Source organism: Streptomyces sp. NPDC056738, from assembly GCF_042790435.1.
GTDB lineage: Bacteria > Actinomycetota > Actinomycetes > Streptomycetales > Streptomycetaceae > Streptomyces.
In genome coordinates, this window is the sequence record NZ_JBHTZF010000008.1 from 315,730 (window position 1) to 338,210 (window position 22,481).

Below are 22,481 nucleotides of genomic sequence, written 5' to 3' on the forward strand. Positions count from 1 at the left end.
CGGTATGGCAGCCAGCACCCACACCGTGACCAACCAGGCTCCGCCCCTGGTCGGATATGACGTATTCGCCGCCGACCGGGCCCTCGGCGAGGCGGTCGGCCGGCATCTCGATCCGGAGCTCCTCCAGCAGGCGCGCGAGGAGTTGTCGGCGCTCGGCCGGGCGACGGGTTCCGCCCAGGTCCAGGAGTGGGGTGCGCTGGCCAACGAGAACCCGCCGAGGCTGCGCAGCCACGACCGCTACGGCAACCGGATCGACGAGGTCGAGTTCCACCCGTCCTGGCACCGCCTCCTGGGCAAGGGTGTGTCGGCGGGGCTGACGTCGGCGTGGACCCGGCCCGGCGGACACGTCAGGCGCGCGGCGGGCTTCGTGGTCTGGACGCAGGCCGAGGCGGGCAACGGCTGCCCGCTGTCGATGACCCACGCGGCCGTGCCGGCGCTGCGCACCGATCCGGCGCTCGCCGCGGAGTGGGTGCCGCGGCTGACGTCCGCGGTGTACGACCAGGAACTGCGTCCCGCGTCCCGGAAGGCCGGCGTGCTCTTCGGTATGGGCATGACCGAGAAGCAGGGCGGCAGCGACGTCCGCGCCAACACCACGGAGGCGCTGCCGCTCGCCGAGGACGGGACGTACGCGCTGACCGGGCACAAGTGGTTCTGCTCGGCGCCGATGTCGGACGGCTTCCTCGTGCTGGCGCAGGCTCCCGGCGGGCTGACGTGTTTCCTGGTGCCGCGGGTGCTGGAGGACGGCACCCGCAACGTCTTCCGCATCCAGCGGCTCAAGGACAAGCTCGGCAACCGGTCCAACGCGTCGAGCGAGGTCGAGTTCGACGGGACGTGGGCGCGCCGGGTGGGCGACGAGGGGCGCGGGGTGCGCACGATCATCGGGATGGTCGCGGCGACCCGGCTGGACTGTGTGCTCGGTTCGGCCGCGCTGATGCGGCAGGCGGTCGCGCAGGCGATCCACCACTGCACCTACCGCGAGGCGTTCGGCGGCCGGCTCGTCGACAAACCGCTGATGCGCAACGTCCTCGCGGACATGGCGCTGGAGTCGGAGGCGGCGACGACCCTGGCGATGCGGCTCGCGGCGGCGTACGACGACGGGAGCGAGCAGGAGCGGGCGTTCCTGCGGCTGGCGGTGCCCGCCGCCAAGTACTGGGTGACCAAGCGGTGTACGCCGGTCGCGGTGGAGGCGCTGGAGTGCCTGGGCGGCAACGGCTACGTCGAGGAGTCGGGCATGCCCCGTCTGTTGCGGGAGTCGCCGCTCAACTCCGTCTGGGAGGGCGCGGGCAATGTGCAGGCGCTGGACGTCCTGCGCGCCCTGCAGCGGGAGCCGGGCGCCCTGGACGCGTATCTGCGGGAGGTGGGCCGGGCCCGGGGCGCCGACCACCGGCTCGACGGGGCCATCAAGAACATGCTGACCGAACTGGCCGACCTGGACGGCATCGAGGCCCGTGCCCGCCGGCTGGTCGAGCGGATCGCGCTGGTGCTCCAGGGCTCGCTGCTCGTCCGGTACGCGCCGCCGGAGGTCGCCGACGCGTTCTGCGCCTCGCGCCTGGGCGGTGACTGGGGCACGGGGTTCGGGACGCTGCCGCACAGTCTGGATCTGGCCACCGTGGTGGAGCGCGCCCGGCCGGTGGACTGACGCGGGCGCTGACGCGGGGGTGGTGCTGCGCCGACACGGCACCACCCCCGCCGCTCGCCCCGTTCAGGAGCTCGGACACCGCACGGGCGGCATCGCTGTCAGTTTCGAGGAACCTTGTGACCGTTGGCGAGAGTTGCAGACCGTTGCATTCCTTTGTGCACCTTGTGCGAAGGCCCTCCAAACCCGGCCGAGAGCAGGCACGATGTGGGATGACGGCGGTGTCACGGCCCGTACGAGGTCCTGGTTTCGGGAGTGCTCTGTGAAGACCACATCGTTCAACCCAGCCCGTCTCGCACCGTCCGACGCGTCCGAGACGGCGGGACACCTCCAGGAGACCTGGGCGGCGTCGGTCAAGGGCGAGCGGGGCACGTTCACCCCGCGCCCGTTGATCGGCCGGTCCTGGCAAAGAGCGAAACGTTTCGGCGTCAATCCCGAACAGGGAACGGACAGCATCCTGCTGCATCCGGAAGAACTCGAACACCGGCGGACGTCCACCGCGCTCGCCGATGTGATGCCGACCCTGCACGGCGGCCTCGGGACGGTCGCCGACGCCTCCCAGCAGATCATGGTGGTCACCGACCCCGAGGGCCGGGTGCTGTGGCGCGAGGGGAACACGAGCGTGCTGCGCCGGGCCGACACCATCTGCCTGGAGGAAGGCGCCGCGTGGAGCGAGGACACCACCGGCACCAACGCCATCGGAACCGCCCTGTCGGCGGACGCCCCCGTCCAGGTGCACTCGGCCGAGCACTTCGTGCGCACCCTGCACGACTGGACCTGCGCCGCCGCGCCCGTCCACGACCCGCGCGACGGACGGCTCCTCGGGATCATCGACGTGAGCGGCCCGGACAGCACCTTTCACCCCGCCACCCTCGCGCTGGTCGACACGGTGTCCAGACTGGCCGAAAGCGAACTGCGCACCGCGCATCTGGCCGCCATCGAGCGGCTGCGCGCGGTGGCCGCGCCCCTGCTGTGCCGGCTCGACGGCCCCGCGCTCGTGGTGGACACCCACGGCTGGCTCGCCGCGGTCACCGGGATGCCGCCCGTGGACCGGGTCCCGCTGCCCGACTCCTTCGGCGCGGGCCACGTCTGGCTGCCCTCCCTCGGAATGTGCGCCGTCGAGCCGATGCCCGGCGGCTGGCTGCTGCGCGTCACCGGTGCCGGCGACCTCGGGAGCGCCGGGCGGGTGGTCCTCGACCTCGGCGAGCCCCGGCGCCCGCACATCACCGTCTCGGGCACGGCGGGCAGTTGGGCCCAGGACCTGAGCCCCCGCCACGCGGAACTCCTCTACGTCCTCGCCGTGCACCGGCAGGGACGCAGCGCCGCCCAGCTCGCGGTCGACCTGTTCGGTGATCCCACCCGCACGGTCACGGTCCGCGCCGAACTGTCCCGCGTACGCCGCCGGCTCATCGGGCTCCTCGACCACCGGCCCTACCGCTTCCGCGAGGAGGTGGAGGTCGAGGTCCTGCTGCCGGACGACCCCCGGGACCTGCTGCCGCACTCGACCGCGCCCGCGGTGCTCGGAGCCCGCGCGACGGCCGGACCGGCGCCGTCATGAGGTCGAGGAGGGGTGAACCGAGCGTATTTCAGGGGCGTCTTCCGCGGTCTTTGTCCTGGCCGGGGGGTCACTGCCGTAGCATCCCCTCCACGGGCCACCCCACGCGTCTCTCCGTCAACGCCCTCGGCGGGGGAGGCAGTTGGCCTATCCGGGAGGACGTATGAAGCAGCGCGGCAGGCACCGTCGTCGAAGAAGGGGACAGGCGCTGCGCGCCACCCTTGCCGGAACCGCGCTCGCGCTCACCGCGGCCGCCACCCTGATCAGCACCTCGCAGGCCACCGGCGCCAACAGTCCGGGCGCCCTGAGCCCGCTCCGCACCGGCTCCGCCTCACAGGTCCGCCTCCACGAGAACCTCACCTCCCGGGAATCACTCGACACGCTCAGCGGCACCATGGGCGGCAACGTGGGCGTCGACGGAGTCCTGCGCGACGCCGACCACACGATGCGCAACACCGCCGACTGCACGGCCGACGAGCGGGCCGCGCTCCCCGTGGATCCGACGGCCACCCGCGCGTACTGCTGGGACGACGCCGACGCGCGGTCCGCGCAGTGGCAGCCCCGCTCCCTGACCACCTCCGGTGACGCCGACGACGACGGCGCGTGGGGCACCCACCAGGTGATCCTGGCCGGCTGGACCCACCGCGACGGCCGGGCGGCCGCACCGGACCGGGACGAGGGCCTGGCCCGCATCGCCGTCGTCGACGCGACGGACCCGGACGCCCTCCGCTACCGCTGGGTCCTGCTGGTCGCCCCGCGGGCCGGCGGCAAGGACTTCACCGCGGTCCGCACCGGCCTCGGCGGCATGGTCTGGTACGAGGACAAGCTGATCGTCACCGCGGACCACGGCGACGGTCTGCTCGTCTTCGACCTGCACCGGCTGCTGCGCGCCGACGTGGACAGCGGCGCCGTGGGCCGGGTGGGCCACGGCTACTCGGCCGCCGGCTACCGCTACGTACTCCCCGCGATCGGCTCGTACGACCTGGAGGGCGGCTCGTGCCGGCGCGACCGCGACCACGCGGTCCCCTGTATCGGCTCGCTCTCCCTGGACCGTACGACCGCTCCCGACAGCCTGGTCGCGACGGAGGCGGCGGCCGACCGCCCCGAGCGCACCCGGGTCTGGCGGTACGCGTTCAGCACCGCCGCCTACCGCACCGGACTGCTCGCCGACGCCCAGGGCCATGTGAACGCGGCCGAGGCGTGGACGACCAAGGGCTCCGGGATCTCCGGCGCCCTCGCGCACCGGTCCCGGTGGTACGTGGGACGGCCGTCCGACGACGGCGCCGGGCACGCGTCCCTGTGGCGCCAGAGCGGGGACGGCGCCGACGCGGCCACGTGCACCGCGGACCAGTCGCACGCCTGCTGGGGCCTGGGCACCGGGTCGCTCTCCTACTGGCAGCGGACCGGCGAGCTGTGGAGCCTGTCCGACACGGCGAAGCGACGGGTGCTCTACGCGGTGCCGCTGTCGTCGGTGGACGGCTCGCTCGACTAGCGGACCGCACCGGGACCGGCGAGGAGCGGTCGGTTCGTGGACGCCTTTGGAGCAGCGACCGCCTCCGTGATTCCCTGGCGGTCATGAGCGACATCACCGTGACCACCTGGTCCCTGGAGCAGACGGCCCCGGCCGACCTGCTCCCCTCGAGCGCGCCGGACGGGGATCTGCGGATCGTCCGCGCCGAGGTCCCCTCGCCCGAGTTCAGCCGCTTCCTGTACGCCTCGGTGGGCGGGGACATCCTGTGGACGGACCGGCTCGCGTGGACGTACGCGCGGTGGCGGGAGGTCCTCGACAGGCCGGGCACGGAGACCTGGGTCGCCTACGACCGGGGTACCCCGGCGGGCTACGTGGAGCTCGCGGCCCAGGACGACGGGGTCGTGGAGATCGTCTACTTCGGACTCGTCCCCGCCTTCCGCGGCCGCCGGATCGGGGGCCACCTCCTGTCGTACGGGGCCGCGCGCGCCTGGGACCTGGCCGAGCGCTGGCCCGGACTCGCCGAGACCAAGCGCGTCTGGCTGCACACGTGCAGCAAGGACGGCGAGCACGCGATGGACAACTACCTGCGCCGCGGCTTCCGGCTCTTCGACACCAAGGTCGAGCAGGAGGCCGAGGCCCTCACACCGGGTCCGTGGCCCGGCGCGTACCCCGTCTGACCCGCTTTGTGCCGTGGTGCCCCCGGCTTCGGCCCCTCCTCGCCGTACCCGTGGAGGGCCGATCGTGTGATCGACAACACCCTTGTCTCGACATTCGGGACAAGGGTGTCCACATTTTGGATGACGGTGGACTGCCCCGAGATCCCCGTGACACGCTTCCGTCATGTCTGGAACTGGAATTGCCTTGGTGAGTCGGCGGCACGTCGACCTCGGCCGCATGTCCAGCGCCATCTGTCCGGCGAGCTGACCAGCCCAGCAGCGCCGACCCCCCCCCTCTTTTTGCGACCCTTGCGCAGTGCTGCGCCCATTCTTCCGTATGCACCCGTATGCGCAGGTCAGAGCCGCAGATCAGACCTGCCCCGCAGTCTCGAAGGACGAAACAACCATGGCCGCCACCCCGCAGGATCCAGCCGTCGCGCCCCGCCGCAAGGTGAGCCGTCACCGCGGTGAGGGCCAGTGGGCCGTAGGTCACTTCACCCCGCTCAACGGCAACGAGCAGTTCAAGAAGGACGACGACGGTCTCAATGTGCGGACACGCATTGAGACGATCTACTCGAAGCGGGGATTCGACTCGATCGACCCCAACGACCTGCGCGGCCGGATGCGCTGGTGGGGTCTCTACACCCAGCGCAAGCCCGGGATCGACGGCGGCAAGACCGCGATCCTGGAGCCGGAGGAGCTGGACGACGAGTTCTTCATGCTGCGTGTGCGGATCGACGGTGGCCGGCTGACCACCGAGCAGCTCCGGGTCATCGGCGAGATCTCGCAGGAGTTCGCGCGCGGCACGGCCGACCTCACGGACCGCCAGAACGTGCAGTACCACTGGATCCGCATCGAGGACGTCCCGGAGATCTGGGAGCGCCTGGAGGCCGTCGGCCTGTCCACGACCGAGGCCTGCGGTGACACGCCCCGCGTCATCCTCGGCTCGCCCGTCGCCGGCATCGCCGAGGACGAGATCATCGACGGCACACCGGCCGTCGAGGAGATCCAGCGCCGGATCATCGGCAACAAGGACTTCTCCAACCTGCCCCGCAAGTTCAAGTCCGCGATCTCCGGCTCGCCGCTGCTCGACGTGGCGCACGAGATCAACGACATCGCCTTCGTCGGTGTGAACCACCCGGAGCACGGCCCCGGCTTCGACCTGTGGGTCGGCGGCGGCCTGTCCACCAACCCGAAGATCGGCCAGCGCCTCGGCGCCTGGGTCCCGCTCGACGAGGTCGCGGACGTCTACGAGGGTGTCATCTCGATCTTCCGCGACTACGGCTACCGCCGGCTGCGCAACCGCGCCCGGCTGAAGTTCCTGGTCGCCGACTGGGGCGTGGAGAAGTTCCGCCAGGTCCTGGAGGACGAGTACCTGGAGCGCAAGCTCGTCGACGGCCCCGCTCCCGAGCAGCCCGTCGCCCGCTGGCGCGACCACGTCGGCGTGCACCGGCAGCAGGACGGCCGCTATTACGTCGGCTTCGCCCCGCGGGTCGGCCGCATCGACGGCGCCACCCTGACGAAGATCGCCGAACTGGCCGAGGCGCACGGCTCGGGCCGGGTGCGCACCACCGTCGAGCAGAAGATGATCGTCCTCGACGTGGAGCAGGAGCGGATCGACTCGCTCGTCGAGGGCCTGGAGGCGCTGGACCTCACCGCCCGGCCGTCCTCGTTCCGGCGCGGCACGATGGCCTGCACCGGCATCGAGTACTGCAAGCTCGCGATCGTCGAGACCAAGGCGCGCGGGGCCTCGCTGATCGACGAACTCGAGCGCCGCATCCCCGAGTTCGACGAGCCCATCACCATCAACATCAACGGCTGCCCCAACGCCTGCGCCCGGATCCAGGTCGCGGACATCGGTCTCAAGGGCCAGCTCGTCCTGAACGACGCGGGCGAGCAGGTCGAGGGGTTCCAGGTGCACCTGGGCGGAGCGCTCGGCCTGGAGGCCGGGTTCGGCCGCAAGGTCCGCGGCCTGAAGGTCACCTCGGACGAACTGCCGGACTACATCGAGCGTGTCCTCAAGCGTTTCCAGGCGGAGCGCGAGGACGGCGAGCGCTTCGCCGTCTGGGCCGCGCGTGCCTCCGAGGAGGCGCTGTCGTGAGCGAGCGTGCCGCGCCGTTCTACTGCCCCTACTGCGGAGACGAAGACCTGCGACCCAGCGAACAGGGCCACGGCGCGTGGGAGTGCGCGGCGTGCAACCGAGCCTTCCAGCTCAAGTTCCTGGGACTGCTGTCCCGGGGCGTCCAGCCGGAAGAGCGTGGAGGGGCGGAGATATGACGGTCATTCAGCAAGAGCGCACGGACGACGACTTGAAGACCCTGGCCGAGCAGGCCGGGCGCGAGCTGGAGGACGCCTCGGCCCTGGAGATCCTGCGCTGGGCCGCGGACACCTTCGGCGCGAGGTTCTGCGTGACCTCGTCCATGGAGGACGCGGTGGTCGCTCATCTCGCCTCGCGTGCCCGGCCGGGTGTGGACGTGGTGTTCCTCGACACCGGCTACCACTTCCCGGAGACGATCGGCACGCGGGACGCGGTCGAGGCCGTGATGGACGTCAACGTCATCACCCTGACCCCGCGTCAGAGCGTCGCGGAGCAGGACGCCGAGTACGGGCCGCGTCTGCACGACCGCGACCCGGACCTGTGCTGCAAGCTCCGCAAGGTCCAGCCGCTGGAGGAGGGCCTGACGGACTACCAGGCCTGGGCGACCGGCCTGCGCCGCGACGAGTCCCCCACCCGGGCGAACACCCCGGTCGTCGGCTGGGACGAGAAGCGCCGCAAGGTGAAGGTCTCGCCGATCGCCCGCTGGACGCAGGACGACGTGGACGCGTACGTCGCCGAACACGGCGTACTGACCAACCCGTTGCTGATGGACGGGTACGCCTCCGTCGGCTGTGCCCCGTGCACCCGCCGGGTGCTGGAGGGCGAGGACGCCCGCGCCGGCCGCTGGGCGGGCCGAGCGAAGACCGAGTGCGGACTGCACGGATGACGACGACCACGACGAACACCGCGCCCGGCGCGGACCGGACGATTTCTCAGGAGCGGGAAGTGACGAGCGGAGCCACCGTCTGGCTCACGGGTCTGCCGAGTGCCGGCAAGACCACCATCGCCTACGAGCTGGCCGGCCGGCTGCGCGAGGAGGGCCACCGCGTCGAGGTGCTCGACGGCGACGAGATCCGCGAGTTCATCTCGGCGGGCCTCGGCTTCAGCCGCGAGGACCGGCACACCAACGTGCAGCGCATCGGCTTCCTCGCCGAACTGCTCGCCCGCAACGGCGTCAAGGCGCTCGTCCCCGTCATCGCGCCCTACGCGGACAGCCGCGAGGCGGTGCGCGGGCGTCACGACGAGAACGGCACGACGTACCTGGAGGTGCACGTGGCGACCCCGGTCGAGGTGTGCTCCGTACGCGATGTGAAGGGTCTGTACGCCAAGCAGGCCGCGGGGGAACTGACGGGGCTCACCGGGGTCGACGACCCCTACGAGGCGCCCAAGTCGCCCGACCTGCGCATCGAGTCGCACACCCAGACCGTGCAGGAGTCCGCCGCCGCGCTGCACGCGCTGCTCACCGAGAGGGGTCTCGCATGACGACCGTCGCCAGTGTCTCCGAGGAGACCGAGAGCAGCCCGTACGCGCTGTCGCACCTGGACGCGCTGGAGTCGGAGGCCGTGCACATCTTCCGTGAGGTGGCGGGTGAGTTCGAGCGGCCGGTGATCCTGTTCTCCGGTGGCAAGGACTCGATCGTGATGCTGCATCTGGCGTTGAAGGCGTTCGCGCCGGCGGCGGTGCCCTTCACGCTGCTGCACGTGGACACCGGGCACAACTTCCCCGAGGTCCTGGACTACCGGGACCGGACGGTGGCCCGGCACGGGCTGCGGCTGCACGTGGCCTCGGTGCAGGACTACATCGACCGCGGTGTGCTGCGCGAGCGTCCGGACGGCACCCGCAACCCGCTCCAGACGCTGCCGCTGACGGAGAAGATCCAGGCGGAGCGCTTCGACGCGGTGTTCGGCGGCGGGCGGCGTGACGAGGAGAAGGCCCGGGCCAAGGAGCGGGTGTTCTCGCTGCGCGACGAGTTCTCGCAGTGGGACCCGCGCCGTCAGCGCCCGGAGCTGTGGAACCTGTACAACGGCCGGCACGCTCCCGGTGAGCACGTGCGGGTGTTCCCGCTGTCCAACTGGACCGAGCTGGACGTGTGGCAGTACATCGCCCGCGAGGGCATCGAACTGCCCGAGATCTACTTCGCCCACGAACGCGAGGTCTTCCAGCGGTCGAACATGTGGCTGACCGCCGGCGAGTGGGGCGGTCCGAAGGACGGCGAGACCGTCGAGAAGCGGCTCGTCCGCTACCGCACGGTGGGTGACATGTCCTGCACCGGCGCCGTCGACTCCGACGCGACCACGCTGGACGCCGTCATCACCGAGATCGCCGCGTCCCGGCTCACCGAGCGCGGCGCGACCCGCGCCGACGACAAGATGTCCGAGGCCGCGATGGAAGACCGCAAGCGCGAGGGGTACTTCTAGACATGACCAGCACCACCGAACCCACCGAGCACCTGTCGGTCGAGCAGCTCTCGGCGACCACTCTGCTGCGCTTCGCGACCGCGGGCTCCGTCGACGACGGCAAGTCCACCCTGGTCGGACGGCTGCTGCACGACTCGAAGTCGATCCTGACCGACCAGTTGGAGGCCGTCGAGCACGCCTCCCGCAACCGCGGCCAGGACACCCCCGACCTCGCGCTGCTCACCGACGGCCTGCGGGCCGAGCGCGAGCAGGGCATCACCATCGACGTCGCCTACCGCTACTTCGCCACCGCCCGGCGCCGCTTCATCCTCGCCGACACCCCCGGCCATGTGCAGTACACCCGCAACATGGTCACCGGCGCCTCCACCGCCGACCTCGCCGTCGTCCTCGTCGACGCCCGCAACGGCGTCATCGAGCAGACCCGCCGCCACGCCGCCGTAGCCGCCCTGCTGCGCGTCCCGCACGTGGTCCTCGCCGTCAACAAGATGGACCTCGTCGGCTACCAGGAGTCCGTCTTCGCCGCCATCGCCGAGGAGTTCACCGCGTACGCCTCCGAGCTGGGCGTCCCCGAGATCACCGCGATCCCGATCTCGGCGCTCGCCGGTGACAACGTGGTGGAACCCTCCGCGAACATGGACTGGTACGGCGGCCCCACCGTCCTGGAACACCTGGAGACCGTGCCGGTCACCCACGACCTGGCGCACTGCCACGCCCGGCTGCCCGTCCAGTACGTGATCCGCCCCCAGACCGCCGAGCACCCCGACTACCGCGGCTACGCCGGCCAGATCGCCGCCGGCACCTTCCGCGTCGGCGAACAGGTGACCGTGCTGCCCTCCGGACGCACCACCACGATCTCCGGCATCGACCTGCTCGGCAAGCCGGTCGACGCGGCCTGGACGACCCAGTCGGTGACCGTCCTGCTCACCGACGACATCGACGTCTCCCGCGGCGACCTGCTCGTGCCGAGCAAGGACGCCCCCGCCACCACCCAGGACGTCGAGGCCACCGTCTGCCACGTCGCCGACGCACCCCTCACCGTCGGCCACCGGGTACTCCTCAAGCACGGCACCCGCACGGTCAAGGCCATCGTCAAGGACATCCCCTCCCGCCTCACCCTCGACGACCTCTCGCTGCACCCGCACCCGGGCCGGCTGGTCGCCAACGACATCGGCCGCGTCAAGATCCGCACCGCCGAACCCCTCCCCGTCGACTCCTACGCCGACTCCCGCCGCACCGGCGCCTTCATCCTGATCGACCCCGCCGACGGCACCACCCTCACCGCGGGCATGGTCGGCGAGTCCTTCGCCGCGCCTCAGCCGGTCAAGGACGAGTCCGACGACGACGGCTGGGACTTCTGACATGAACCCCATCGACATCTACGCGACGTTCGCGAAGGAGGGCGGCCGTGTCGGCAGCGGCGCCCTCGGCAGCGGGCAGGGCGGAGTGGCGCGATGTGCGCGATGACGTACGCGCACCGCTTGCGCGCCCTGTCCCCCCACCCGACGTCCCGGTTACGACGAAGACCTGCCGACCTCCCGGCCACGACCTGAGAAAGGCGTGACCGCCGGGCCACCGAGAGGAACACCTCCCGTGTCTGCCATCCGCTCCACGCGCACCAAGCTGCTCGGCCGCGGTATAGCCCTCGTCACCGCTCTGCCCCTCCTCGCCCTCGCCGCGTGCAGCTACGGCTCCGACGCGAAGGACGACAACGCCGCGGCCAAGGTCGCCGCCGGTTCGAAGAAGATCGACGGACTCGACTCCGTGAAGATCGGCTACTTCGGCAACCTGACGCACGCCACCGCGCTGGTCGGCAACCAGAAGGGCATCTTCCAGAAGGAGCTCGGCGCCACCCAGGCGAAGTACCAGATCTTCAACGCCGGGCCCTCCGAGATCGAGGCGCTCAACTCGGGCTCCATCGACATCGGCTGGATCGGCCCGTCGCCGTCCATCAACGGCTTCACCAAGTCCGAGGGCAAGAGCCTCAGGATCATCGGCGGTTCGGCCTCGGGCGGCGTCAAGCTCGTGGTGAACCCCAAGAAGATCAAGTCACTGAAGGACGTCAAGGGCAAGAAGATCGCGACGCCGCAGCTCGGCAACACGCAGGACGTCGCGTTCCTCAACTGGGCCGCGGAGCAGGGCTGGAAGGTCGACGCCCAGAGCGGCAAGGGTGACGTGTCGGTTGTCCGCACCGACAACAAGATCACCCCCGACGCCTACAAGTCCGGCTCCATCGACGGCGCCTGGGTGCCGGAGCCGACCGCGTCCAAGCTGGTCGCCGAGGGCGGCAAGGTGCTGCTCGACGAGTCGGACCTGTGGCCCGACAAGAAGTTCGTGATCACGAACATCATCGTGTCGCAGAAGTTCCTCAAGGAGCACCCGAAGGTCGTCGAGGCGGTCCTGAAGGGCTCCGTCGAGACCAACAAGTGGATCAACGCCAACCCGGACGAGGCGAAGGCCGCGGCGAACAAGCAGCTCGAGGCCGACTCGGGCAAGGCGCTGCCGGCCGACGTCCTGGACCCGGCCTGGAAGTCCATCCAGATCACCAACGACCCGCTGGCCTCCACCCTCAGCACCGAGGCGGACCACGCGGTCAAGGCCGGTCTCCTGGACAAGCCGAACCTGACCGGCATCTACGACCTGACGCTCCTGAACAAGGTCCTCGCCGCCGCGGGTGAGAGCAAGGTCGACGACGCCGGTCTCGGCGTCAAGTAAGTCCGGATCCCGATGAGTTCCCAGGAGGTGACGACCATGGCAACGACGCTCGCCAAGGCCGCCGACGGCGCCGACACGACGGAGTACGCCGCCCGCATCGAGCACGTCTCGAAGTCCTTCGCCGGACCCGCGGGTCCCCAGCTCGTCCTCGACGACATCACCCTCGATGTCGCGCCGGGTGAGTTCGTCACCCTCCTGGGGGCCTCGGGGTGCGGCAAGTCCACACTGCTGAACCTGGTCGCGGGGCTGGACAAGCCCTCGGCCGGCACCATCACGACCAACGGGCGTCCGGCCCTGATGTTCCAGGAGCACGCCCTCTTCCCGTGGCTGACCGCGGGCAAGAACATCGAACTCGCCCTGCGTCTGCGGGGGGTTCCGAAGGCCGAACGGCGTGAGCGGGCCGAGGAACTGCTCGAACTCGTCCGGCTGAAGGGCGCGTACGGCAAGCGGGTGCACGAGCTGTCCGGCGGTATGCGCCAGCGCGTGGCGCTCGCCCGGGCACTCGCCCAGGACAGCCAGATCCTGCTGATGGACGAGCCGTTCGCGGCGCTCGACGCGATCACGCGGGACGTCCTGCACGACGAACTCACGCGGATCTGGCGGGAGACGGGCCTGTCCGTCCTCTTCGTCACGCACAACGTCCGCGAGGCCGTGCGGCTCGCCCAGCGCGTGGTCCTGCTGTCCTCCCGTCCGGGGCGCGTCGCCCGCGAATGGACGGTGGACATCCCGCAGCCGCGCCGCATCGAGGACGCGCCCGTGGCGGAACTGTCCATCGAGATCACCGAACAACTGCGTGGGGAGATCCGCCGCCATGGCCAGCACTGAGACGAAGTCCGACGCGGCCGCCAAGCACGACGACGGCCTGGGCGGGCTGGAGGCGGGCCTCGACGCGCTGGAGTCCTCCGTCGCCGGCCGCCGCTCCTTCGGCACGACGTTCCGGCAGAAGGTGCTGCCGCCGCTGATCGCGTTCGTGATCGTTCTGGCGGCCTGGCAGGCACTGATCACCTTCAAGATCGTCGACGACCCGACCAAGCTGCCCTCGCCCTCCGACGTCTGGGGCGAGGTCGAGAACGCCTGGCTCCAGGGCACGCTGCTCGACTACATCTGGACCAGCGTCTCGCGCGGTCTGCTCGGCTTCCTGTTCGCCCTGGTGATCGGGACCCCGCTGGGACTGATCGTGGCCCGGGTGAAGTTCGTGCGCGCGGCGATCGGCCCGATCCTGTCGGGTCTGCAGTCCCTGCCCTCGGTGGCCTGGGTGCCGCCGGCCGTGATCTGGCTGGGCCTGAACAACTCGATGATGTACGCGGTGATCCTGCTCGGCGCGGTGCCCTCCATCGCCAACGGGCTGGTGTCGGGCGTGGACCAGGTGCCCCCGCTGTTCCTGCGGGCGGGCCGGACGATGGGCGCGACGGGTCTGCGCGGGACCTGGCACATCGTGATGCCGGCCGCGCTTCCCGGCTATCTGGCCGGTCTGAAGCAGGGCTGGGCGTTCTCCTGGCGCTCCCTGATGGCCGCGGAGATCATCGCCTCCTCCCCCGACCTCGGCGTGGGCCTCGGCCAACTGCTGGAGAACGGCCGCAACGCCAGCTCCATGTCGATGGTCTTCCTCGCCATCTTCCTCATCCTGTTCGTCGGCATCGCCATCGACCTGATCGTCTTCAGCCCGGTGGAGCGGTGGGTGCTGCGCAGCCGCGGACTCCTGGTGAAGGGCTGACCCCGTCATGAACAGGCCCGAGCGTCCCGTCCTCGTCGTCATCGCCCACGGCAGCCGCGATCCGCGGCACGCCGCGACGGTGCACGCCCTGGTGCGGAAGGTGCGCGCCCAGCGCCCGGGCCTGCGCGTGGAGACCGCCTTCCTCGACTTCAACATCCCCTCCGTACCGGGGGTGCTGAACTCCCTGGCGGCCGAGGGTGTGCGCGACGTGGTGGCGCTGCCGCTGCTGCTGACGCGCGCCTTCCACGCCAAGTCGGACATCCCGGCGGTGCTGCGCCAGGCGCCGTCGCGGCTGCGGATCCGGCTGGCGGAGGTGCTGGGCCCGTCCCCGCTGCTGACGGCCGCGCTCGAACGCCGGCTGTACGAGGCGGGGCTGACGCCCGCCGACAGGTCCCGGACCGGGGTCGTCCTGGCCTCGGCGGGATCCACCGACCCGGAGGCGATCGCGGTGATCGCAGCAATCGCGCGGGAGTGGCGGCACACCGGTTGGTGCGCCGTGCGGCCCGCGTTCGCCTCCGCATCCCTTCCCCGCACCGAGGACGCCGTGCGTGAGCTGCGCGACCTCGGCTGCGAGCGCGTCGCCGTCGCACCGTACGTCCTCGCGCCCGGCTTCCTGCCGGACCGCATCGCCCGGGGCGCCGCCGGGGCGGACGTGCTGGCCGACGTGCTCGGTCCCGCGCCCGAGGTCGCACGGGTCCTGCTGGAGCGCTACGACGAGGCGCGGACGCCGTCGCTGGCCGCGGTCGGCGCCTGACCTCCGCCCGGCATTCTTCCGGCGTTCAGTCGAAGGAGAGTCCTCCGGTGCGGGTCCGCTTGAGCTCGAAGAAGTCGGGGTGGGCGGCGAGGACGCGGAAGCTGTCGAAGAGCTCGACGGCCTTCTCACCACGGGGGACGGCCCGGAGCACGGGGCCGAACCACACCGTGCCGTCGACGTGGAGGGTGGGAGTTCCCACATAGGCGCCGGTGTCCGCCTCGGTCCCGGCGTCGTGGCTGCGGCGCACCGCCTCGTCGTACGAGGGATCGTGGGCGGCGTCGGCGAGGGCGGCCGGAAGTCCGAGCTCGGCGAGGGCCTCGGCGGTCACCGCGTCGAAGTCCTTCACGCCGCGCTCGTGGATGCGGGTGCCGAGGGCGGTGTAGAGGTCGCGGAGCACCTTCTCGCCGTGCCGCTCGGCCGCGGCCACCGCCACGCGCACCGGGCCGATCGACCTGTCCACCAGGTCCCGGTACCAGTCGGGCAGTTCGTTGCCGATGTTGTGCAGGTAGAGACTCATGGCGTGGAAGCGGAGGTCGAGCGGGCGGCTGCGTTCGACCTCCAGGATCCAGCGCGAGGTGATCCAGGCGAAGGGGCAGGCGGGGTCGAACCAGAAGTCGACCCGGGTGGGCGATGTGGTCGTCATACCGTCGAGGCTAGTCACCCGGTGGCATGGAATCCCGGCCCAATTCCGCACGGGAATCATGGGCCACTTTTCGAGCTCAGCTCGTCTCGTGGACGTACGCGCCGGCCTCGCCCGGGCTGTACGGGGTGCCCTGGTGGAAGTAGAGGAGCCAGTCGTCACCGAACAGCCGCCACAGCGAACTCCGGTGTGCCCGGCGGCCGTTGTTGTCGGTGTCGAAGGTCAGGTGGACCAGGTCGGAGGCGAGCTGCACCCCTTTCACCCGTGAGGTCGTGGTGCGGCTGCCGTCCTCCGTCCCGGCGGCCAGCAGCGCGACGATCGAGTCGCGGTCCCAGATGCGGCCGGACGCGCCGAACTCGTAGAAGTCGGGATGCAGCAGCGCGGCGACGAGGTCGGCCGAGCGGCGGACCTCCGGGTCGAGCAGGCGCAGTTCGCCCTCGATGGCGGCCTCGACGGCGGGATTGCGCTCAAGCACCGGTCAGCTCCTCCAGTTTGACGACGGTGTTCCAGTTCCGCGTGGTGGCGAGGAGGCCCTTGAGCAGTCGGGGCTTCGCCAGGGCCTCCGCCAGCTTGGAGCGGCCGAGGCCGTCGGGCGCGTAGAGGTACAGGACCCGGTCGCCGAGGCGGAACTCCTCGGGGAGGAATCCCGCGGGCTCGACGGAGGCGAAGCGCTCGGCGTCGACGGGGTGCGAGAAGTAGGTGACGTGGAGCTGCTTGGCCTCCAGCTCGGCGGCCGGGAACGGGCAGGCCTCCCTGACGGCCCGCAGATAGGCGTGCTCGCGCACGAGGACGCCGACACCGAAGCCGAAGTGCTTCTCGATGGCCCCGGACAGCTCCTCGGCGAGGGATTCCTCGTCCCCGCCGGCGCTGCTGAACACGGCGTTCCCGCTCTGGAGATAGGTGCGGACATCGCCGTACCCGAGTCCTTCCATCAGGGTGCGCAGCTCGGCCATCGGCACCTTCTTCGCGCCGCCCACGTTGATGCCGCGCAACAGCGCCGCGTACGTCGTCGTCATCCGCCCACCATAGGCCGGGCGCCACGCCCCTCGGGGTGGGCGCGACGGCCCGGCCCCGCGAGACCGCCCGTCGGCCGCGAGGAAGCGGGGCCGGTCCCTGAGCGGCACCCCCGAGAAGTGCCGTTACGTGTAAGGGGCTTCGGTCCTCCCCAGTGCGGAGGAGCCGGGGTCCGCGGGGAGGAGCGGGAGGTCCCGCGGTTCACCGGACAGTACGAGGAGAAGCGTTTATCGGGCCCATACCTTCATTACGGAAGGTGGCGGCAGGGGGCTGTCACCGTGCACAAGGGGGCAGGCCCGTCATGGGGAACGCAGACACACGGGTGCGCGGCATCGCCGCGCGAGCAGGCGGCTGGAGCGCCCGCCACCGATGGGCGGCCGTCGGAATCTGGGTGCTGTTCGTCGTCCTGGCGATGGGCCTCGGCTCCGCGGCGGGCCGGGTCGACGTCAAGGAGAGCGACCAGCTCAAGGGCGAGACCCACACCGCCGCCAAGATCATCGAGGATGCCGGCATCGAGGAGCCGGCCAGTGAGACGGTTCTGATCCAGGCGAAGGACGCGGGCACCAAGGCCACCGACGCCGAGTTCAGGAGCGCGGTCACCGCGGTCGTCGACGCGGTCGGCGCCACCGGCAAGGTCAGCGACGTGACCTCGCCGTACGACACCAGGTCGATCTCGAAGGACGGGCGCAGCGCGCTCGTCCAGTTCGACATGCGCGGCGACTCGGAGACGGCGGGCGACCGCGTCGCGCCCGTGCTGGACGCCGTCAAGGGCGTGCAGAAGGACCACTCCGGGCTGCGGATCGAGGAGATCGGCGCCGCGAGCATGATGAAGCAGTACGACGAGGCGTTCGGCGACGACTTCCAGAAGGCCGAACTCTCCGCCGTCCCGGTGGCGCTGGGCATCCTGCTGATCGCGTTCGGCGCGCTGGTGGCGGCCCTGCTTCCGGTGGCGCTCGCGGTCACCGCGATCATGGCGACGATGGGCCTGATGGGCATCGTCAGCCATCTGATGCCGATGAGCGACACGGCCAACTCCGTGATGCTGCTGGTGGGTCTGGCCGTCGGCGTCGACTACTGCCTGTTCTATCTGCGGCGTGAGCGTGAGGAGCGCGAGGCGGGCCGCGACGCCGGTACGGCCCTGCGGATCGCCGCCGCCACCAGTGGCCGCGCCATCATCGTCTCCGGCGTCACCGTGTGCGTGGCGATGGCGGGCATGCTGTTCACGGGGCTCGCCGAGTTCGAGGCGATGGGCCTGGCCTCGCTGATGGTCGTCGCGGTCGCCATGGTCGGCTCGGTGACCGTGCTGCCCGCGCTGCTCTCCCTGCTCGGCGACCGTGTCGAGAAGGGCCGCGTCCCCTTCCTGCACCGGGCCAAGCGGCGCTCCGCCGCCCAGGGCACCCGCCGTCCGGCCGACGAGGGCAGCCGGTTCTGGGGTGCCGTCCTGCGCGTGGTGCTCGCGAAGCCCGCCGTCGCCCTGGTCGTCGCGACGGGCGCGCTGCTCGCCATCGCCGCTCCCGCGCTCGGCATGAAGACCCAGCAGCTCACCCTGGACAGGAGTTCGGCGACTCGCTGGCGATCGTCGGCACCTACAACCGGGTCAACGAGGCCTTCCCCGGCGGCTCCGAGCCGGCCGAGGTGGTCGTCAAGGCCCGGGACATCGACGCCGCCGACGTGAAGGCCGCGATCGCCGACTTCCGTGCGGCGGCGGTCAGTTCGGGTGCCTCCCGCGGTCCGGTCGACGTCAAGGTGCACGCCGAGGACAACGTCGCGTTCGTCTTCGTCCCGCTGGTCGGCGGCTCCGACCAGGACAAGGCGGAGAAGAGCCTGGAACTGCTGCGCGACGAGGTGCGACCGCGAACGCTCGGCAAGGTCGACGGCCTCCAGGCGCCCATCACCGGTCAGGTCGCGGGATCGCACGACTTCAACGACCAGCTCGTCGGCTCGGTGACCCCGGTGTTCGCCTTCGTGGTCGTCTTCGCCTTCGTCCTGATGCTGCTCTCCTTCCGCTCGCTGACCATCGCGATCACCTCGATCGTGCTCAACCTCCTCTCGGTGGCGGCCGCCTACGGCATCCTCGTCGCGGTCTTCCAGCACGGCTGGGGCGCCTCCCTGGTGGGCGCGGCGGGTGTGGGCGCCATCGTCACCTGGCTGCCGCTGTTCCTCTTCGTGATCCTCTTCGGGCTGTCGATGGACTACCACGTGTTCGTGGTGTCCCGGATCCGTGAGGCACGGCTGCGGGGCCGCAGCACCAAGGACGCGATCCGGCACGGGGTGGTCACCACGGCGGGTGTCGTCACCAGCGCCGCCGTCATCATGGTCGCCGTCTTCGCGATCTTCGGAACGCTGTCCATGCAGTCCATGAAGCAGATGGGCGTGGGCCTGGCGGCCGCGGTGCTCATCGACGCGACGATCATCCGGGGTGTCCTGCTCCCCGCGGTGATGGCGCTGCTCGGCGAGCGCAACTGGTACCTGCCGAAGTGGCTGAACCGGATGCCCGACCTCACCCACGACGAGGCCCCCGAGGCCGTCGCGCCGCCGGTACGGCCCCAGGGCGAACGGGCCGGGGTCTAGCCGGCCGACGCCGGTCGCCGGAGCGCCTCGTCCGCCCAGGGCCCGTCGGTCTCCTCCTCCCGGAGGGGCCGACGGGCCCTTCGGCGTTCCGGTCCGCCGGAATGGGAGACTGGCCGACGGACGGCACGCACCCCGGAGCCGTCGTACGCGAGGACACGGAGGCGGAGCGATGGACGAGGCACGGGCGCGGGACGTGCTGGCCGCGGCGAAGGTGCTGCCGGGGCCGGTGCGGGACGCGTCACTCCTCGCCCTCGGCGAGAACGCGGTGTTCGGCGCCGGTGATCTGGTCGTCAAGGTGGGCCGTGACGCCGAACTCCACGACCGGGCCCGCCGGGAGCTGGCGATCGCCGCGTGGCTCGCCGCGTCGGGCGTCCCCGCGGTGCGGGCCGCCGAACCGGAGGCGCTGCTCGTCGACGGGCACCCCGTGACGGTGTGGCACCGGCTGCCCGACGCCGTCCGCCCCGCCGAGCCGCACGACCTGGCGGAGCTGCTGCGGATCGTGCACGCGCTGCCCTCCCCGTCCTTCCCGCTGCCGCCCCGGGAACTCCTCGGCGGTGTGGAGCGCTGGCTGCGGCTGGCGGGCGACGCGATCGACCCCGCGGACGCGGCGTACCTGCGGGAGCGGCGCGACGGCTTCGCCGCGGCGGCCGCCGCGCTGACCCCGCACCTCCCGCCGGGCCCGATCCACGGCGACGCGCTGCCCCGCAACGTGCACGTCGGTCCGGACGGCCCGGTCCTGGTCGACCTGGAGACCTTCTCCGCGGATCTGCGCGAGCACGATCTGGTGGTCATGGCCCTGTCCCGCGACCGCTACGGGCTTCCCGCCGAGGCCTACGAGTCCTTCGCCGGGACGTACGGCTGGGACGTGCGGGAGTGGGAGGGCTGCTCGGTGCTCCGGGGCGCCCGCGAGACCGCGAGCTGCGCCTGGGTCGCCCAGCACGCGCCGACCAACCCCAAGGCGTCGGCCGAGTTCGAACGCCGGGTGGCGTCCCTGCGGGACGGCGACGAGACGGTGCGCTGGTACCCGTTCTGACCTGCCGCCGGGGTGCCGCCCGGACGCCGGGTGGCCGCCCGCCGAGGGCGTGACAGGAGTCCCGGCCCCGCGGTCGGCGCGGACGCCGCGGTCGGCTCAGACGCGTTCGTCCGCCAGGTCCCGCAGGGGCCAGGTCCCGTCCACCACCGCGTCCGTCTCGCCCTTGCGGCGCAGGAAGGACTGGAAGTCGGCCGCCCAGTCCGCGTACCACTCGATCTGGCGGCGGTGCAGCTCGACCGGGCCGAGGGCCGCGACCTTGGGGTGGCGGCCGGCTATCGCGCAGGCGAGCCGGGCGGCGGCGAGGGCGTCCGCCGAGGCGTCGTGGGCGGAGTCCAGGACCACCCCGTACTCGGTGCAGACCGCCTCCAGGTTGCGCTTGCCCCGGCGGTAGCGGTCCACGGAACGGTCGATCGTGTACGGGTCGATGACGGGTGCCGGGTCGACGCCGCCGAGCCGCTCGCGCAGCGAGGGCAGTCCGTGGCGCAGCAGCTCGGCGGAGAGCAGCGTGAGGTCGAAGGCCGCGTTGTACGCCACGACCGGGACGCCGGTGCGCCAGTAGGTGACGAGGACGTCCGCGATGGCGTCGGCGACCTCGTCCGCCGGGCGGCCCTCCGCGGTCGCGCGTTCGTTGGAGATGCCGTGCACCGCCACGGCGTCGACCGGGATCTCCACGCCCGGATCGGCCAGCCATTCACGGCGGCCCAGCGGCTCCCCGTCCCTGACCTCTATCACGGCACCCGTGACGATGCGCGACTCGCGCGGATCGGTCCCGGTCGTCTCCAGGTCGAAGCCGATCAGCAGCTCCCGGTGCCAGCCCATGGGCGGCCCCCCTTCTTCGTGGTGCTTTCCCCCAGTGGTCCCCACGATCCCATGAGCCACTGACAATCCGGGGACCGCGTTCCACCCGGCCACGGGGAACGGCCTTTCAGGACACAGGCCGCGAATCCGCCCAAGCCACCTCGAACTCTTCGCGATAGGTGGGGAAAAGTCCCTCTTCGCCGATCTGGTCCGGTTTGAGCAGGCGGCTCCCGCCGCGCAGCACCAGGACCGGCGCCTCCATGCCCCGCGTCCGGCGCAGATAGGACTGCACGACCGCGATGCCGTCCGAGCCGTCACCGTCGACGAGGTACGCGGTGAAGCGGGGCGTCTCGTCGTAGACCTGGATCTCGAAGGCGTCCGGGTCGCGCAGCCGGGACCGCACCCGCCGCATGTGCAGGATGTTCATCTCGACCGACCGGCTCAACTCGCCGCGTTTGATGCCGAGTTCGCGCTCGCGCCGCTTGACGGCGCTGGAGGCGGGGTTCAGGAACAGCAGTCGCGTGCGGCAGCCGGCCTCGGCGAGCCGGACCAGCCGGCGCCCGGAGAAGTTCTGCACCAGCAGGTTCAGTCCGATGCCGACCGCGTCGAGCCGGCGGGCGCCGCCGAAGAGGTCCTCGGCGGGGAACTGGCGCAGCAGCCGCACCCGGTCGGAGTGCACCCCGACGACGTCCGCGTAGCGGTCGCCGACGAGGTCCTCGACGGCGTCCACGGGCAGCCTGCGCGCGGAGGGCACGTCGCTCCCGGCGCCGAGGATCTCCAGGAGTTTCGCCGCGGCCCGCTCGGCCTGGTTCAGCACGGCCTCGGACAGGGCGCGGTTGCGTGACACGACGTTCCGGGTCACTTCCAGCTCGTCCAGGGCGAGTTCGACGTCCCGGCGTTCGTCGAAATAGGGCTCGAAGCACGGCCAGTGCTGGACCATCAGCTCACGCAACTGGGGCAGCGTGAGGAAACTCAGCACGTTGTCGTCGGCCGGGTCGAGCAAGTACCCCTTGCGGCGGCTGACTTCGCGCACGGCGACGGCGCGCTGCACCCACTCCTGGCCGGCCGGTCCCGCGGCGGCGACCACCCAGTCGTCACCGTGGACGGGTTCGTACACGGGCCGGAGAACAGCGGCCACGACCGCGCGCAGCCGCTGTTCCACCAGGTTCAGCCAGATGTAGGCGCGCCCGGCCCGCTGGGCGCGCGTACGCACCTCGCGCCAGGCGTCGGCGCCCCAGTCCAGTTCCGGTCCGATGGATCCCATCTCCATCGGCCGTGCCAGGGACACCGCGCCGGGTGGGACATCTGTGGAGTTTCCCTCGTGACCCTCGTCACCAGGAGGCAGCTCCAGCCCTCCCGAGCCCACCCACGCACCGCCTTCCGCTCCCCCGAGCACTCCCCAGGGCCAGGCC

At 71.3% G+C, this 22,481-nt stretch carries 21 protein-coding genes and 1 pseudogene; 17 read left to right on the top strand and 5 right to left on the bottom strand.

The window, feature by feature from the left end:
* Positions 1–4 precede the first annotated feature (4 nt).
* From ACFRIC_RS22880 to ACFRIC_RS22950, 15 genes are all read left to right on the top strand, one after another.
* On the top strand, positions 5–1,639 hold the full coding sequence (locus ACFRIC_RS22880; protein ID WP_382788535.1) for an acyl-CoA dehydrogenase family protein: 1,635 nt from the start codon (positions 5–7) through the stop codon (positions 1,637–1,639).
* 259 nt (positions 1,640–1,898) lie between these two features.
* Positions 1,899–3,194, top strand: a complete 1,296-nt coding sequence (locus tag ACFRIC_RS22885) for a GAF domain-containing protein (RefSeq protein ID WP_382788537.1) — start codon at positions 1,899–1,901, stop codon at positions 3,192–3,194.
* 160 nt (positions 3,195–3,354) lie between these two features.
* The gene (locus ACFRIC_RS22890; RefSeq protein WP_382788539.1) at positions 3,355–4,683 is read left to right on the top strand and encodes a hypothetical protein; all 1,329 of its coding nucleotides are present in this window, start codon (positions 3,355–3,357) and stop codon (positions 4,681–4,683) included.
* A gap of 83 nt (positions 4,684–4,766) precedes the next feature.
* Positions 4,767–5,339, top strand: a complete 573-nt coding sequence (locus tag ACFRIC_RS22895) for a GNAT family N-acetyltransferase (RefSeq protein ID WP_382788541.1) — start codon at positions 4,767–4,769, stop codon at positions 5,337–5,339.
* 163 nt (positions 5,340–5,502) lie between these two features.
* The gene (locus tag ACFRIC_RS22900) at positions 5,503–5,586 is read left to right on the top strand and encodes a putative leader peptide (RefSeq protein WP_309486338.1); all 84 of its coding nucleotides are present in this window, start codon (positions 5,503–5,505) and stop codon (positions 5,584–5,586) included.
* A 138-nt stretch (positions 5,587–5,724) separates the two neighbouring features.
* The gene (locus ACFRIC_RS22905) at positions 5,725–7,419 is read left to right on the top strand and encodes a nitrite/sulfite reductase (RefSeq protein ID WP_382788543.1); all 1,695 of its coding nucleotides are present in this window, start codon (positions 5,725–5,727) and stop codon (positions 7,417–7,419) included.
* On the top strand, positions 7,416–7,595 hold the full coding sequence (locus ACFRIC_RS22910) for a hypothetical protein (protein ID WP_382788545.1): 180 nt from the start codon (positions 7,416–7,418) through the stop codon (positions 7,593–7,595). The genes ACFRIC_RS22905 and ACFRIC_RS22910 overlap by 4 nt, the downstream gene beginning before the upstream one ends.
* Entirely contained in the window at positions 7,592–8,302 is a 711-nt protein-coding gene (locus tag ACFRIC_RS22915) for a phosphoadenylyl-sulfate reductase (protein WP_382788547.1), read from the top strand. The genes ACFRIC_RS22910 and ACFRIC_RS22915 overlap by 4 nt, the downstream gene beginning before the upstream one ends.
* The gene (gene cysC, locus ACFRIC_RS22920) at positions 8,299–8,898 is read left to right on the top strand and encodes an adenylyl-sulfate kinase (RefSeq protein WP_382788549.1); all 600 of its coding nucleotides are present in this window, start codon (positions 8,299–8,301) and stop codon (positions 8,896–8,898) included. The genes ACFRIC_RS22915 and cysC overlap by 4 nt, the downstream gene beginning before the upstream one ends.
* On the top strand, positions 8,895–9,833 hold the full coding sequence (gene cysD / locus ACFRIC_RS22925) for a sulfate adenylyltransferase subunit CysD (RefSeq protein ID WP_382788551.1): 939 nt from the start codon (positions 8,895–8,897) through the stop codon (positions 9,831–9,833). The genes cysC and cysD overlap by 4 nt, the downstream gene beginning before the upstream one ends.
* Before the next feature lie 2 nt (positions 9,834–9,835).
* Positions 9,836–11,191, top strand: coding sequence for a sulfate adenylyltransferase subunit 1 (locus tag ACFRIC_RS22930; protein ID WP_382788553.1), 1,356 nt, complete (start codon positions 9,836–9,838; stop codon positions 11,189–11,191).
* 232 nt (positions 11,192–11,423) lie between these two features.
* On the top strand, positions 11,424–12,545 hold the full coding sequence (locus tag ACFRIC_RS22935) for an aliphatic sulfonate ABC transporter substrate-binding protein (protein WP_382788555.1): 1,122 nt from the start codon (positions 11,424–11,426) through the stop codon (positions 12,543–12,545).
* 36 nt (positions 12,546–12,581) lie between these two features.
* The gene (locus ACFRIC_RS22940) at positions 12,582–13,370 is read left to right on the top strand and encodes an ABC transporter ATP-binding protein (protein ID WP_382788557.1); all 789 of its coding nucleotides are present in this window, start codon (positions 12,582–12,584) and stop codon (positions 13,368–13,370) included.
* Complete coding sequence (locus ACFRIC_RS22945; protein WP_382788559.1) at positions 13,357–14,259, top strand: ABC transporter permease; 903 nt, start codon at positions 13,357–13,359, stop codon at positions 14,257–14,259. Before ACFRIC_RS22940 ends, ACFRIC_RS22945 begins: the two co-directional genes overlap by 14 nt.
* 7 nt (positions 14,260–14,266) lie before the next feature.
* On the top strand, positions 14,267–15,013 hold the full coding sequence (locus tag ACFRIC_RS22950) for a sirohydrochlorin chelatase (RefSeq protein WP_382788561.1): 747 nt from the start codon (positions 14,267–14,269) through the stop codon (positions 15,011–15,013).
* Between the two features lie 25 nt (positions 15,014–15,038).
* Here the strand turns inward: ACFRIC_RS22950 and ACFRIC_RS22955 are convergent, their stop codons facing one another.
* From ACFRIC_RS22955 to ACFRIC_RS22965, 3 genes are all read right to left on the bottom strand, one after another.
* Positions 15,039–15,656 (bottom strand): DsbA family protein, encoded by a 618-nt coding sequence (locus ACFRIC_RS22955; RefSeq protein ID WP_382788563.1) that lies wholly within the window; start codon positions 15,654–15,656, stop codon positions 15,039–15,041.
* Positions 15,657–15,732: 76 nt separating this feature from the next.
* Complete coding sequence (locus ACFRIC_RS22960; RefSeq protein ID WP_382788565.1) at positions 15,733–16,128, bottom strand: DUF4440 domain-containing protein; 396 nt, start codon at positions 16,126–16,128, stop codon at positions 15,733–15,735.
* Positions 16,121–16,669 (bottom strand): DUF1697 domain-containing protein, encoded by a 549-nt coding sequence (locus tag ACFRIC_RS22965; RefSeq protein WP_382788567.1) that lies wholly within the window; start codon positions 16,667–16,669, stop codon positions 16,121–16,123. The genes ACFRIC_RS22960 and ACFRIC_RS22965 overlap by 8 nt, the downstream gene beginning before the upstream one ends.
* A 299-nt stretch (positions 16,670–16,968) precedes the next feature.
* Between ACFRIC_RS22965 and ACFRIC_RS22970 the strand changes: the two are divergent.
* Both ACFRIC_RS22970 and ACFRIC_RS22975 read left to right on the top strand, forming a co-directional pair.
* Positions 16,969–19,238: pseudogene (locus tag ACFRIC_RS22970) on the top strand (MMPL family transporter).
* A 169-nt stretch (positions 19,239–19,407) separates the two neighbouring features.
* Positions 19,408–20,271: a phosphotransferase enzyme family protein gene (locus ACFRIC_RS22975; protein ID WP_382788569.1), complete on the top strand. Its 864-nt coding sequence runs from the start codon at positions 19,408–19,410 to the stop codon at positions 20,269–20,271.
* A gap of 96 nt (positions 20,272–20,367) precedes the next feature.
* Here ACFRIC_RS22975 and ACFRIC_RS22980 read toward each other — a convergent pair whose 3' ends face one another.
* Together ACFRIC_RS22980 and ACFRIC_RS22985 are read right to left on the bottom strand one after the other, a co-directional pair.
* Positions 20,368–21,090, bottom strand: a complete 723-nt coding sequence (locus ACFRIC_RS22980) for a 3'-5' exonuclease (protein ID WP_382788571.1) — start codon at positions 21,088–21,090, stop codon at positions 20,368–20,370.
* 106 nt (positions 21,091–21,196) lie between these two features.
* The gene (locus ACFRIC_RS22985) at positions 21,197–22,435 is read right to left on the bottom strand and encodes an SAV2148 family HEPN domain-containing protein (RefSeq protein ID WP_382788573.1); all 1,239 of its coding nucleotides are present in this window, start codon (positions 22,433–22,435) and stop codon (positions 21,197–21,199) included.
* Positions 22,436–22,481 lie beyond the last annotated feature (46 nt).

Excerpts from the sequence above, each read along its gene's own strand:
- ACFRIC_RS22880 (WP_382788535.1), top strand. The coding sequence starts at position 5 with ATGGCAGCCAGCACCCACACCGTGACCAACCAGGCTCCGCCCCTGGTC.
- ACFRIC_RS22890 (WP_382788539.1), top strand. The coding sequence starts at position 3,355 with ATGAAGCAGCGCGGCAGGCACCGTCGTCGAAGAAGGGGACAGGCGCTG.
- ACFRIC_RS22895 (WP_382788541.1), top strand. The coding sequence starts at position 4,767 with ATGAGCGACATCACCGTGACCACCTGGTCCCTGGAGCAGACGGCCCCG.
- ACFRIC_RS22900 (WP_309486338.1), top strand. The coding sequence starts at position 5,503 with ATGTCTGGAACTGGAATTGCCTTGGTGAGTCGGCGGCACGTCGACCTC.
- ACFRIC_RS22905 (WP_382788543.1), top strand. The coding sequence starts at position 5,725 with ATGGCCGCCACCCCGCAGGATCCAGCCGTCGCGCCCCGCCGCAAGGTG.
- ACFRIC_RS22915 (WP_382788547.1), top strand. The coding sequence starts at position 7,592 with ATGACGGTCATTCAGCAAGAGCGCACGGACGACGACTTGAAGACCCTG.
- cysC (WP_382788549.1), top strand. The coding sequence starts at position 8,299 with ATGACGACGACCACGACGAACACCGCGCCCGGCGCGGACCGGACGATT.
- cysD (WP_382788551.1), top strand. The coding sequence starts at position 8,895 with ATGACGACCGTCGCCAGTGTCTCCGAGGAGACCGAGAGCAGCCCGTAC.
- ACFRIC_RS22930 (WP_382788553.1), top strand. The coding sequence starts at position 9,836 with ATGACCAGCACCACCGAACCCACCGAGCACCTGTCGGTCGAGCAGCTC.
- ACFRIC_RS22940 (WP_382788557.1), top strand. The coding sequence starts at position 12,582 with ATGGCAACGACGCTCGCCAAGGCCGCCGACGGCGCCGACACGACGGAG.
- ACFRIC_RS22945 (WP_382788559.1), top strand. The coding sequence starts at position 13,357 with ATGGCCAGCACTGAGACGAAGTCCGACGCGGCCGCCAAGCACGACGAC.
- ACFRIC_RS22950 (WP_382788561.1), top strand. The coding sequence starts at position 14,267 with ATGAACAGGCCCGAGCGTCCCGTCCTCGTCGTCATCGCCCACGGCAGC.
- ACFRIC_RS22955 (WP_382788563.1), bottom strand. The coding sequence starts at position 15,656 with ATGACGACCACATCGCCCACCCGGGTCGACTTCTGGTTCGACCCCGCC.
- ACFRIC_RS22965 (WP_382788567.1), bottom strand. The coding sequence starts at position 16,669 with ATGACGACGACGTACGCGGCGCTGTTGCGCGGCATCAACGTGGGCGGC.
- ACFRIC_RS22975 (WP_382788569.1), top strand. The coding sequence starts at position 19,408 with ATGGACGAGGCACGGGCGCGGGACGTGCTGGCCGCGGCGAAGGTGCTG.
- ACFRIC_RS22980 (WP_382788571.1), bottom strand. The coding sequence starts at position 21,090 with ATGGGCTGGCACCGGGAGCTGCTGATCGGCTTCGACCTGGAGACGACC.